General features: G+C 59.0%; 8 protein-coding genes. 5 read left to right on the forward strand and 3 right to left on the reverse strand.

All coding sequences use genetic code 11. The annotated features are described in order from the left end of the window. Positions 1-112 precede the first annotated feature (112 nt). Both AO353_RS13460 and AO353_RS13465 read left to right on the forward strand, forming a co-directional pair. Positions 113-418 carry a PsiF family protein gene (locus AO353_RS13460; RefSeq protein ID WP_019693799.1) on the forward strand — a complete coding sequence of 102 codons (306 nt, stop codon included), beginning with the start codon at positions 113-115 and terminating at the stop codon, positions 416-418. Positions 419-610: 192 nt separating this feature from the next. After that, positions 611-1,624, forward strand: a complete 1,014-nt coding sequence (locus tag AO353_RS13465) for an AI-2E family transporter (protein ID WP_054595406.1) — start codon at positions 611-613, stop codon at positions 1,622-1,624. A 128-nt stretch (positions 1,625-1,752) separates the two neighbouring features. Here the strand turns inward: AO353_RS13465 and AO353_RS13470 are convergent, their stop codons facing one another. Continuing rightward, on the reverse strand, positions 1,753-3,027 hold the full coding sequence (locus AO353_RS13470) for an Hsp70 family protein (protein ID WP_054595407.1): 1,275 nt from the start codon (positions 3,025-3,027) through the stop codon (positions 1,753-1,755). A 296-nt stretch (positions 3,028-3,323) separates the two neighbouring features. Here AO353_RS13470 and AO353_RS13475 point away from each other — a divergent pair, with 296 nt between their 5' ends. Both AO353_RS13475 and AO353_RS13480 read left to right on the forward strand, forming a co-directional pair. Beyond that, a complete protein-coding gene (locus AO353_RS13475) occupies positions 3,324-4,274 on the forward strand; it encodes a DnaJ C-terminal domain-containing protein (RefSeq protein WP_054598224.1) in 951 nt (316 codons plus the stop codon). Between the two features lie 23 nt (positions 4,275-4,297). Beyond that, positions 4,298-4,603 carry a chaperone modulator CbpM gene (locus AO353_RS13480; RefSeq protein WP_054595408.1) on the forward strand — a complete coding sequence of 102 codons (306 nt, stop codon included), beginning with the start codon at positions 4,298-4,300 and terminating at the stop codon, positions 4,601-4,603. 229 nt (positions 4,604-4,832) lie between these two features. On the opposite strand, the gene AO353_RS13485 is transcribed toward AO353_RS13480, so the two are convergent. Then, on the reverse strand, positions 4,833-5,972 hold the full coding sequence (locus AO353_RS13485) for a sensor histidine kinase (protein WP_054595409.1): 1,140 nt from the start codon (positions 5,970-5,972) through the stop codon (positions 4,833-4,835). A 251-nt stretch (positions 5,973-6,223) separates the two neighbouring features. Here AO353_RS13485 and AO353_RS13490 point away from each other — a divergent pair, with 251 nt between their 5' ends. Further along, positions 6,224-11,095, forward strand: coding sequence for a dermonecrotic toxin domain-containing protein (locus AO353_RS13490; RefSeq protein WP_054595410.1), 4,872 nt, complete (start codon positions 6,224-6,226; stop codon positions 11,093-11,095). Between the two features lie 114 nt (positions 11,096-11,209). Here AO353_RS13490 and ureC read toward each other — a convergent pair whose 3' ends face one another. Beyond that, positions 11,210-12,910 (reverse strand): urease subunit alpha, encoded by a 1,701-nt coding sequence (ureC, locus tag AO353_RS13495; protein ID WP_054595411.1) that lies wholly within the window; start codon positions 12,908-12,910, stop codon positions 11,210-11,212. Positions 12,911-13,043 lie beyond the last annotated feature (133 nt).

Consider the following 13,043-nt stretch of genomic DNA (forward strand, 5'->3'; position numbering starts at 1 on the left):
CGCTTTCGGCTTTTTTGCAGGTCGTCATAGTTGAAAGGTGAAGGTGTAACGGCATTTGTCTACACTCCGTTCGAGGCCGCGCCCATCGGCGCGGTAACAAGGAGAAAACTCCATGAAGATGCTGCGTATCCCTTTGTTGATGATCGGTCTGCTGCTCTGTTCCCAAGGCTTTGCCGCCACGGCACAACAGAACAAAATGGCCACCTGCAATGCCGACGCCACCGCGAAAGCCCTCAAGGGTGATGAGCGCAAAGCCTTTATGAGTACCTGCCTGAAAGCCGCGCCGGCAGCAGAGGCGGCCAAACCCATGACCCCTCAACAAGAGAAGATGAAAACCTGCAACGCCACCGCTACCGCACAGGCGCTTAAAGGTGATGCGCGCAAAACCTTCATGAGCGATTGCCTGAAGAAAAAATAAGCTGCGCTCCCCGTGCCCCTCTGTAGGAGCAAGGCTTGCCCGCGATAGGGGCACCGCGGTGGAACTGACAGACCGCGTCATCGTTCATCGCGAGCAAGCCTTGCTCCTACGGGTGCTGAAGTCATCCGCTCGCTTCAATGTCGGAAGGCTGGCAGACTGCCAATCCTTTAACGCCGTTTGTTTTGAGGCTGTATGCCAACGTTTTCTCAGCGTCACGTGTTGCTGTTGGTCAGTTGGGTGATCATTTTTGGTGGGCTGTTGCTGGTGATACCGCTGCGACTGTTGCCCAGTCTGCTGGCCGGGTTACTGGTGTTCGAACTGGTCAACATGCTCACCCCGCAGTTGCAACGACTGATCGAAGGACGGCGTGCACGCTGGCTGGCCGTGGCCTTGCTTGGCACGCTGGTGGTCAGCGTACTGGCGCTGATTTTTGCCGGTGCTATCAGTTTTCTGCTGCATGAAGCGGAAAACCCCGGGGCTTCCCTGGACAAATTCATGCTGGTGGTCGACAAGGCGCGTGGCCAGTTACCGCCATTCATCGACGCTTACCTGCCCGCCAGCGCCGCTGAATTTCGCGTGGCCATCGGCGAGTGGCTGAGCAAACACCTGAGCGACCTGCAACTGGTCGGCAAAGACGCCGCGCACATGTTCGTCACGTTGCTGATCGGCATGGTGCTGGGGGCGATCATCGCCTTGCAGCGCATCCCTGACCTGACCCAACGCAAACCCCTGGCGGCAGCACTGTTCGACCGTTTGCACCTGCTGGTTCAAGCGTTTCGCAATATCGTCTTTGCGCAGATCAAGATTTCCCTGCTCAACACTTTTTTTACCGGGATCTTCCTGGCAGTGATCCTGCCGCTGTTCGGGATCAAGCTGCCGTTGACCAAAACCCTGATCGTGCTGACCTTCCTGCTGGGCTTGCTGCCGGTGATCGGCAACCTGATGTCCAACACGCTGATCACCATCGTCGGCTTGTCGTTGTCGATCTGGGTTGCGGTGGCGGCGCTGGGTTATCTGATCTTTATCCACAAGCTGGAATACTTCCTCAACGCGCGGATCGTCGGCGGGCAGATCAGTGCCAAGTCCTGGGAGTTGCTGCTGGCAATGCTGGTGTTCGAAGCCGCGTTCGGCCTGCCGGGGGTGGTGGCAGGGCCGATTTATTACGCGTACCTGAAGAGCGAGTTGAAGCTGATCGGGATGGTTTGATCCTGAGATGATCTACTTGTGGCGAGGGAGCTTGCTCCCGCTGGGCCGCGAAGCGGCCCCTTATCCCGAAAAAGAGGGGACTGCTACGCAGTCCAGCGGGAGCAAGCTCCCTCGCCACAGGGGTTGCGTCAGGCCAGGGTGCCGTAACGCTTCATCGCCTCGATCGCCAGGCCGCTGCCGATGCTGCCGAAGATATTCCCTTCAACATGCTGCGCGTTCGGCAGCATCGCCGATACGCTGTTACGCAGCGCCGGAATCCCGCTCGAACCACCGGTAAAGAACACCGTATCCACCTGGTCGACGCGCACATTGGCATCGTTGAGCAATTGGGTCACGCTGTTGCGCACCCGTTCCAGCAGGTTATCGATGGCCGATTCGAATAGCGCCCGGCTCAATTCGACACTCAAACCCGGTTCGATCCGGTCCAGCGGCACGTGGCGACTGTCGGCATGGGTCAGCTGGATCTTGGTTTCTTCCACTTCCATTGCCAGCCAGTGCCCGGCGCGCTGGTCGATCAGCTTGAACAGGCGATCGATACCGCTGGTGTCTTCGATGTCGTAGCGCATGCTGCCCAACGCCAGGGTCGATTTCTGCGAGTACACCGAGTTGATGGTGTGCCAGGTCGCCAGGTTCATGTGGTGGCTGGTGGGCATGTAGGCGCCACTTTTCATCCGGCTGCCGTAGCCGAACAACGGCATCAGGCCCTGCAGGCTCAGTTGCTTGTCGAAATCGGTCCCGCCGATGTGCACGCCGCCGGTGGCGAGGATGTCGTCGTGACGGTTGTCGTGGCCGCGTCGCTCAGGCGACAGGCGCACCAGGGAGAAGTCCGACGTACCCCCGCCGATGTCGACGATCAGCACCAGCTCTTCCTTTTCGATGGTCGACTCGTAGTCGAACGCTGCGGCAATCGGTTCGTACTGGAACGAGACGTCCTTGAAACCGATGGCGCGGGCTACGTCCACCAGGGTGTTTTCGGCTTCCTGGTCGGCCATTTCATCGTCATCGACGAAAAATACCGGACGCCCCAGCACCACTTCTTCGAATTCTCGACCGGCGGCGGTCTCGGCACGCTTCTTCAGCTGGCCGATGAACAGCCCGAGCAGGTCCTTGAACGGCATTGCCGTGCCCAGGACGCTGGTGTCGTGCTTGATCAGCTTGGAGCCCAGCAGGCTTTTGAGCGAGCGCATCAAGCGGCCTTCGTAGCCTTCCAGGTACTCGTGCAGCGCCAGCCGGCCATACACCGGGCGGCGTTCTTCCATGTTGAAGAAGACCACCGACGGCAGGGTGATTTTGTCGTCCTCCAGCGCGATCAGCGTTTCCATGCCAGGGCGCAGCCAGCCGACAGTGGAGTTGGACGTGCCAAAGTCGATACCGCAGGCACGGGCTGGAGATGCGTTTTTCATGTCTTTCAGGTTCCGGTTAAAAAACGGCCGCGCAGTGTATGTCAGAGCGGCGCAGAATCGAAGGCCGACTATCCGCTAAATTCAAGGTCATCGCTCACTTGAAAGACTATCCTTGTTCCCCAAACATACGGACATGGCGTGGCAGCCACCCTGTGATCAAGTGATCCGCCCCGGCTGCCGATAAACTTCAGATGTGCTGCCCGATCAGATTCTTGAGATCGGTCAAGCCTGCGGCAGCCAATCAGTGCATGCTGTGCCTGGCTGCGCGATATCGATAACGGATGGTGATTCCCTCGATGGACTTCAAAGACTATTACAAGATTCTCGGTGTGGAGCCGACCGCTGACGATAAGGCGATCAAGGCCGCCTATCGCAAGCTGGCGCGCAAATACCACCCTGACGTCAGCAAGGAAAAGGACGCCGAGGCCAAGTTCAAGGATGTCTCGGAAGCCTATGAAGCGTTGAAAAGCGCCGACAAGCGCGCCGAATACGACGACTTGCGCAAATACGGCCAGCACGGACAACCGTTCCAGGGCCCGCCGGGTTGGCAGGGGCGTGGTGGTGCGGGTGGTTTTGGCGGCGGTCAGGACAGTGGCGATTTTTCGGACTTCTTCAGTTCGATTTTTGGTAACCGTGGCCCGGGTTTCGGGGGTGGACAGTCTGGTCGCAGTGCCGGTCGTCGAGGGCAAGACGTGGAAATGGAATTACCGGTTTTTCTGGAAGAAACCCTGTCGACCGAATCGAAGAAGGTCAGCTTCCAGGTGCCTCAGTACAACGCGGCCGGCCAGCACGTCAGCAATACCAGCAAAAGCCTGAACGTGAAGATTCCGGCGGGTGTCACCGATGGTGAGCGCATTCGACTCAAGGGCCAGGGCGCACCGGGTGTCGGTGGCGGCGCCAATGGCGACCTGTACCTGACCATTCGTTTTGCGCCGCACCCGAAATACGACGTTGAAGGTGAAAACCTGATCATCACCTTGCCGCTGGCCCCGTGGGAGCTGGCGCTGGGTGCAGAGGTCGCGGTGCCGACCCTGACCGGCAAGATCAACCTGAAAGTTCCAGCCGGCAGCCAGAACGGCCAGCGCATGCGCGCCAAAGGCCACGGCCTGCTGAACAAGGCCGGGCAGCGCGGTTACCTGTTCGTGCAGCTCAAGGCGGTAATGCCCAAACATATCGACGATGACGTCAAGGCGTTGTGGCAGGAGCTGGCGAAGAAAGCCGCTTTCAATCCGCGGGAGCATTTTTGAGTCAAGAGAAGGAGTAGCCAATCATGAGCAACCCCCTGATCGTTCAACTGGACATGGCAGAATTCTGTGAGGCGACCGATTTACCGGACGTCTACGTGATCGAAATCGTCGAACACGGCATCCTCGAACCTCAGGGCGCGCAGCCCAAGGATTGGCGTTTCAACGACTATGAACTGGCGGTCGCCAAGCGTGCCGCCAAGTTACGGCGTGACCTGGATCTGGAATGGGAAGGCGTCGCCTTGGCGCTCGACCTGCTTGAAGAAGTGCAGCAACTACGCGCCGAGAATCGCATGCTCAGGCAGCGATTGGGGCGGTTAGTCGTCGAATAGCCCCTTTTCGTAGCAGCCTGGTTAGGGGACAAGCCCCGAACCTGTGGCGAGGGGGCTTCTGTGGCGAGGGAGCTTGCTCCCGCGGGTCGGTCCGCGTTCGGGCGTAGCGACCCTAATATCGGCCGCCGCGAGTATTCAGATGGAAAGCGATTGCTGGATTACGACCGCTTCGCGGCCGAGCGGGAGCAAGCTCCCTCGCCACAGTCGTGGTCTTCACTCACGTCCACCACTACAAAACCACCCGCGACACTCTCGGCAACACTACGCTGAACGTCGTGCCCTCGGCCTCGCTGGAGCTGACTTCGATCGTGCCTTGGTGGGCGTCCACCACCTGTTTGACGATGAACAAACCGAGCCCAAGACTGGTAGAGGGGCCGGTGAGTTCTTCGCTGGCGCTGCGCACCAGTGGGTCGAATATCGTCGGCAGTGCCTCGGCGGGAATCGGCTCGCCATGGTTGTGCATGGTCAGCGTCACCTGATCTTTTTCTCCAATGATTCTCAGCGTCACTGGGTGTCGATTGGCCCCGTGCTGCAAGGCATTACCGACAAGGTTTTGCAGCAGTTGGCTGAGGCGCGTGCGGTCCCAGATACCATGGGTGTCGCCTTCGACGATCAGTTGTGAGTTGCAGTCCGGCTGCCCGGCGCCGGCTTCGTCCAGCGCAGCTTTTGCGGCGGCGGCCAGGTCCATCGGTGCCGGTTCGATCGGCAGGCTGCTGCCCAGCCGGCTACGTACCAGCTCCAGCAAGTCGCTGACCATCGCCGCCATGTGCCGGGCACTGCTCTTGATGCTTGTCACATAGGTCTGGGCGTCGCTGTCCAGTTTGGCCTTGCGTAGCAGCATCTCGGTGGACATGTTCACAGCCTGCAAGGGGGTGCGCAGATCATGGCCCAGAATGGCCAGGAAGATGTCCCGTGAACGATTGACCTGCTCGGCGTACGCTGCGGTGGACTCGGCCAGGGCTTCGTCGATGGCTTCGTTGAAACGGATCATGTCCTGCATGTACACCACGTCCGGCGACTCCAGGCTGTTGACCCACAGGCGAATCACGCTGGCCCGCAAATGCCGGAACTCAGAGGTCATCTGCACCAGATCAAACCCCACGTTATGCCGAAGCTCGCCATGACTGGCCGCGGCCTTGTCCAGGCTTGGTGTTTTTTCCGGGCCTTCGCCCCTGGCCTTGGCCGCTTGTTCGAGGCCGGTCTGGGCGGTCTTCATGTCGCGGGAAGCGGCCAGCAGGATCAATGTGGCGTGGTCGCGCAGGAGCGTCCGATCCATGGAATCAGGGTCGGGGGCGATGGTTCGGGCGAACAGCTCCCATTCGTCGACGATACGCTCGACGTGAGTCACGATGAATTCGGATAGACGCATGGTCGAAGGCTCCACGCAGTAAGCGCTTGACGGTCTCGCATTTTAGCGCCTTTAAGACCGGGTCAAAACTACCGTTGACGAGCAGGATCAGCCACTGCGGTTGTCAGGGTGGTATTTAATTGTTTTTCAGGTTTTGAAGTTGAATGTTATTGGACGTTTATGCTGGTTTTACAGCAGTTATTTAATCTTTTGTTATCTGGGGTATTGAATAAGCTGGTCGTTCTTATGAACGCACAGGGACAGTTGCGAAAATGAATGAATCATCAGAAGGATCTGTGTCGGATATTTCTGCCAATAATCCGGCAGGCGACAATCGGTATTTGAGTTACCTGGCAACCAACGTTCCAGCGCTTATAAAAAGCCCTACGCTGTCTAAACGTGTAGCGACGGCAACCCAGGCAGTCGATTTCCCTGAGTGGTACGTCAAGGCAAGCGCCATTGACCGTCAATACCTCAAGGAACTCGGCAACGAGCGCTGGCGATTGCAAGGCAATCTGGATGACACGCTGGGTGATCTGAAAAAGGACATCAACGAGTTCGCGGAGCCCTTGCTCATTCAGGCCCTGCAAGAAAAGCTGAGCCTGGAACTGGATGTGCGGGCCACGACGGTTCGGCTTTACGTGCCCGCCCTGCTGGGGTTTGGCATCGACAACAATGCCAGCCGGCTCAGGGAGTCAACGTTGCTGGAGGCTGCGCTGCATAACTTTGAGGACGCTGAAACCCGTGCCGGCGCCTTTCGCGATGGCTCGGGAATTTTCACCACCGATGCCGAAGGTGAGCTGCAACGTCATTCGTTGACCATCGAAAGTTTTGCGAGCCTTTGTCGGGAGCTGGATCTCGGTGCGCAGTATCAGCGGCACATCACAGGGTTGCTGGCCCCTGCGGCGGCAGGTGCAAAGGCCTCACTTGAGCAACACTTCATCGGGACCGAAAAAGCTGCGTTCAATGAGTCGGCGCTGATTGCATATTTGAAGGGCGATATCACTTCTTATGCGTACGGCAAGTTGCAGCAACTGCGGGACAACCAGACAAACATCACGATGGGCAAGCGCCCGTTACAGTCTCATCGACTGTCCCTTATGGGCGTGAAACTGTCGGGTATCGTGTTGTTCAGTGCCGTGGCAGATCCAACGAAAATCAATAAGATTTACGACGCCCTGGAGCCGACACATCAACGAATAATGATGGATTGGGCACGCAAACTGCTCATTTTGCCCGGGCAGGAATTTGACCAGTTCAAGTTTCTCAAAGCCTTTTTTGCCAACGGTCCCAGCGGTGCCGTCGATGAGATGCTGCGCCGCGAAGATATCGATAATCAAAGTCGGCTCGACGGTGCCTTGATCGCTTATGTGCCCGACGATCCTGAGCATCCTCTCAAGGAATATAAATCCTTCACCGATTTCATGAAGGAGCTGACGAGCCAGTTGCGCTCCTCGGACTACCAACAATTTTTCAGCCGCTTCGTACCGCAAAAAGACAAAGGACAGTTTTTCACTCGCGTCAAAGAGCGCTTTAGCACCTTCACCTGGCAACAGCGCGAACCGTTGAGCATGGGGCCGTGGTGGCGAGAGACTGCGGTGGAGAACCCCGATGCCGAGCCGGTCACCAACGTGATTGACGGTTTGCTCTGGCCGGCGCTCGGCCGATGGCGGTGCGATAAGGCCATCGCGGATTCGCGGCACATTGCCGTTCCCACTGGCGATGAAGATGCCAACGCCCGTTGGGCGCGATTGAGCAGCTACGTAAGCATCGGCTGGAACGTGTTCAACTTCGGCGCGATGCTGGTGCCGGGCCTGGGGGAGGCCATGCTGGGCGTCATGATCGGGCAAATGCTGCTTGAAACCATGGAGGGCATCGAAGACTGGAGCAAGGGCGACAAGGACGAAGCGGCGGCATTGTTGACCGGCGTCCTGATCAATGCGGCCCAGCTGGCAATCATGGGAGCAGGGCATGTGTTGCCGACGGGCGCAGCGACCGCGATCAAGCCTTCGGCATTTGTCGACCAATTGAAGCCGGTCGTACTCGCTGACGGCAAGACCCGCCTCTGGAACCCGGACTTGAGCCCGTATGAGCATCAAGTCAGTTTGAGTTCCGACTCGACGCCCAACGAGCGAGGCCTTCACGCGCACGGCGATAAGGAGTTGCTGCCGCGCGACGGCAAATACTTCGCGGTGCAGGACGATCCACTGACCGGCGAGCCAAGGATGCAGCATCCGGACCGGCCCGCAGCTTACCAGCCAAAGCTTGACCACGATGGCGCCGGTACCTGGCACACCGAACTCGACCGCCCTGTCGAGTGGACCTCGGCCGAGCTCATGCGTGGGCTGGGGGCGAAGTCAGAAGCGTTCGATGATGCAATGCTTGAACGCATCCGTATCGCCAGTGGTATCGAAGAAGATGTGTTGCGTCGGCTGCATGTCGAAAACGAAGCGCCGCCCGCGTTGCTGGTCGACACCCTCAACCGGTTCAAGGTGTGGGCGGAAACGGGGAAACTGCCTGAGAACGCCCAGTCAAACATTGCCGACGCCAGGACGCTTCAGGACACCTTCACGCAATTGCCCGCCAACATGGCAGAGGAGCTACTGAGCGCCGCTGATCCGGCTGACTTGCGAGTGCTGGCCGAGCAAAAGCGTATTGGCTTGCACCTCAGGCAGCAGGCGCGCGCCGCCTCGCTGGAGGTGCGTCTGGCGCGTGCCTATGAAGGGCTGTTCCTTGATTCACTGCAGGCGCCGGATACGGAAAAACTGGCACTGCATAGCCTGGAAAGCTTGCCGAACTGGCCGCAGGAGGTGCGCATCGAGATTCGCGAGCATTCTTTCACTGGCCGTCTGCGCGACAGCATTGGCCCAGAAGAAGCGGATCTGCGCAAAGTCCTGGTCAGCACGGAGAACGGTTATGAAGTGCGGGATGCCGAGGACAACCATCTGCACGGCGCGGATGACCTGTTTTCTTCGGTATTGCATGCCCTGCCTGACGCTGAACGCAAAGCACTGGGTTTTGAAATCAATCAAGGCGCGACACTCAAGCACACCGTTCAAAATGCACCCTTGGCGCGTGACCAGCTGCGCCCGATGCTGGCGGACAGCCCACTGCGCAAGCCTGCCTATGATCCCGAGACGATGAAGCTGCTCGGTGGAATGCCTCTTCCTCAAGGCATTCGACGGCTCACCGGACGCCTGACGTTGCAGGAACGCGTCAGGAGCGTGCGGCCGGGCTGGACGGAGGAGCAAGCCCAGGCTTATCTGGACGGTGCCGGCGACGAGGCTGACCCGGAGCTGCGGGCCAGTGCGCTGGAAGCGGAATTCAACCGCCTCAATACCAACTTCCAGCGCTGGCTGAATTCGCCGACCGAAGCGTACAGGTTCAGCCCTGCCGGCGTTGCCGAATGGCAGTCAAGAAACTCACTTTACAAGGCCATTCGTCAGTGCTGGCAGCAAACCGGGCCCAGGCATGTGGACTCTTACGAGATTCTGCAGGGAGCAGTGCTTGACCTCAGCAATATGCCCATGGGGCGGCACTTGGGGACCATGCCCCCTCTGGACGCCGATTTTCAGCACGTGACCAGCCTGAACTTGCTGGGCACTGAGATGACCGACGCACACGTCACCTTTCTTGATCATTTTCCGCGCCTGCGTTCGCTGAATCTCACCCGCAACCGGCTCACGCAATTTCCTCCTTCGGTGGGACGAATGGTAGGGCTGACGGAGTTGTTCCTCGGCGATAACCGGATAGTGCTGGATGCGCAGGGCGCTACGTATTTGAGATGGCTTACCCGGCTTCAAAGTCTGGATCTTCAGGGAAACCCGTTGGGTCGAGTGCCGGATATCGGCGGCATGCGCCTGCTGCATACGGTATTGCTGGGTGAGACGGGTATTGATACCTGGCCGGACGGATTGTTTTCTCAACCCCGATTCCGGCATTTTTACTTGAATCTTCAGCGCAATGAACTGACGGTCATCCCTAGGGCTACGCCCGGCTCTGTCGGGGCGGAGATGTTGGCTCGGACGGTAGTGAGCCGGGAACGGCAGTGGATGTCGGCCGATACTCTGAACACGCTCAGAAACTACATCAGGTCCGTCGGCCTGGACCCCGATCGTCCGTATCCGCCTCGTGGTGTGCGCGACAGCCTTGATTGGGAGGCAGGCCTGACGCGACGAGATTGGGTCGCCAAACAGGAGATATGGAACAGCGTGGAGGATGAGTTCGGCTCGGTGCATTTTTTCAATAAGATCAGGAAGCTCACCGAGTCCAGCCATTTCCAGAACGACAACGCATTCAGAGTGGACATGACGAGCAAGGTCTGGCGAATGCTGGAAGCGATGTCCAAGGACAGTGAGTTGCGGCGCAACCTTTTTGTCATCGGCAGGGACGAGGCTACCAACTGTGTGGATGCCGGGGCCCAGTTGTTCAATTCAATGGGTGTGGAGGTGCTGATCCACGAAGCTTATGCGCTGGGGAGTCCAGGCCTGGTGGAGGCTGAACTGGTGCAGCTTGCCAGAGGCAAATCCCGTCTGGATGAGTTGAGCCGGATTGCCCACCAAGTGGTCGCCAAACGACTGGCGGGCGGTGAACGACACATGGTGATCGATGCCAATGGCGTTGTTACGGGGAGCATCGATGAGGTCCAGGTACATCTGGGCTACATGACGGACCTGGCCGAGCGACTGGATCTGCCCTGGCAATCCCGTGATCTGCAGTTCCGCACGTACACGGGCGTCACGTCTGAGATGATCGAAGATGCCTATCGGCGGGTACTGGATCTGGAGGCCGGCGATTTGCTGCGTGATTCAATCAGTGAACAGCCGTTCTGGACGTCTTACATCCAGGGCTCGAATCGTCGCGCGTTCAAGGTGTTCAGGCGTCGAATCGATGCAACGACGGAGTTTTTCATGGCGCTTGATAAGCGCGCGACCGAACAGGATCTTTCGCTTGAGGCAAAGGCCGGCCTGAAAGAGGAGCTGAGGGTACTCGCCGCAGAGCTGGGCAAACCGGAAAGCGAGATTGCCCCAGGACAGATCATGACTCACGAGGCCTATTCCGCCGAGCTGGACTTGATCTATAACGAAATGAAGACACTGCTCAAAACCCTGACCCAACAGGCGATGGATCGGGCGAAGCTGTAAAGGGTGGAGATACCCTTTACGGTTGAACCGAGCAACTGATTGACCTGACATTACAGCCATCCCGGCACGAAGATTGACGCCCTTCGTGCCGGGTTTTTTATGCCTGACTGGAAATCAAAACAGAAAATACCGCTGGGCCATCGGCAACACATCCGCCGGTTCGCACCACAGCAGTACGCCGTCAGCCTTGACCTGATAGGTCTGCGGATCGACGTCGATCTTCGGCAGGTAATCGTTGTGGATCAGATCAGTTTTCTGTACCTCGCGGCACCCTTTGACCACTGCGATTTTCTTCTTTAAACCCAGCGCCTCAGGCAGACCTGCCTCCTGCGCAGCCTGGCTGATAAACGTCAGGCTGGTGGCATGTAGCGAGCCGCCGTAGCTGGCAAACATCGGGCGGTAATGCACCGGTTGCGGCGTCGGGATCGAGGCGTTGGCGTCACCCATCAGACTGGCCGCAATGGCGCCGCCCTTGAGGATCAGCGTCGGTTTGACCCCGAAAAATGTCGGGCGCCAGAGCACCAGGTCGGCCCATTTACCCACTTCGATCGAGCCCACTTCATGGCTGATGCCGTGAGTGATAGCCGGGTTGATGGTGTACTTGGCGATGTAGCGTTTGACGCGGAAGTTGTCGTTGCCCTCGCCATCACCTGCCAGTGCGCCACGCTGTTTTTTCATCTTGTCGGCGGTCTGCCAGGTGCGGGTGATGACTTCACCGACGCGGCCCATGGCCTGGCTGTCGGAGCTGATCATCGAGAATGCGCCGAGGTCGTGAAGGATGTCTTCGGCTGCAATCGTCTCGCGGCGGATACGGCTTTCGGCGAAGGCCACGTCCTCGGCAATGCTCGGGTCCAGGTGGTGACAGACCATCAGCATGTCGAGGTGTTCGTCGATGGTGTTGCGGGTGAATGGCCGGGTCGGGTTGGTCGAGCTCGGCAGCACGTTGGCGAAACCGCAGGCCTTGATGATGTCCGGCGCGTGGCCGCCACCAGCACCTTCAGTGTGGTAAGTGTGGATGGTCCGCCCCTTGAACGCGGCGAGGGTGGTTTCGACGAAGCCGGATTCGTTGAGGGTGTCGGTGTGGATCGCCACCTGTACGTCGAACTGGTCGGCGACGTTCAGGCAGTTGTCGATGCTCGCCGGCGTGGTGCCCCAGTCCTCGTGCAGCTTGAGGCCGATAGCCCCGGCCTTGACCTGTTCGATCAGCGGCTCTGGCAGGCTGGCGTTGCCCTTGCCCGTGAGGCCGATGTTCATCGGGAAGGCATCCGCCGCTTGTAGCATCCGCGCCAAGTGCCAAGGGCCGGAGGTGCAGGTGGTGGCGTTGGTGCCCGTCGCCGGTCCCGTACCGCCGCCGATCATGGTGGTGACGCCGCTCATCAATGCTTCTTCGATCTGTTGCGGGCAGATGAAGTGGATGTGCGTGTCGACACCGCCCGCGGTGAGGATCATCCCTTCGCCGGCGATCACTTCGGTGCTGGCGCCGACCGCGATGGTGACGTTCGGCTGGACGTCCGGGTTACCGGCCTTGCCGATCGCCGCAATGCGCCCATCCTTGAGGCCGACGTCGGCTTTGACGATCCCCCAATGGTCGATGATCAGCGCGTTGGTGATCAGCGTGTCGACCACTTCGGCGGCCAGTAACTGGCTCTGACCCTGGCCATCGCGGATCACTTTGCCGCCGCCGAACTTCACTTCTTCACCGTAGGTGGTGAAGTCTTTTTCGACTTCGATCCACAGCTCGGTGTCGGCCAGGCGAACCTTGTCACCGACGGTGGGGCCGAACATGTCGGCGTAGGCTTGACGGGAAATCTTCATTTCAGTTCCTTGCACAAATTTATTGTGGCGAGGGGGCTTGTCGGAACGCCGCACCGCCCCGTCCGGCCGCGTAGCGGTCGTAAAACCTGCAGTCGCGGTGTGCCAGACCGAACGTGTCAGCGCGGAGTGCGAG

Source organism: Pseudomonas fluorescens, assembly GCF_001307155.1.
GTDB lineage: Bacteria > Pseudomonadota > Gammaproteobacteria > Pseudomonadales > Pseudomonadaceae > Aquipseudomonas > Aquipseudomonas helvetica.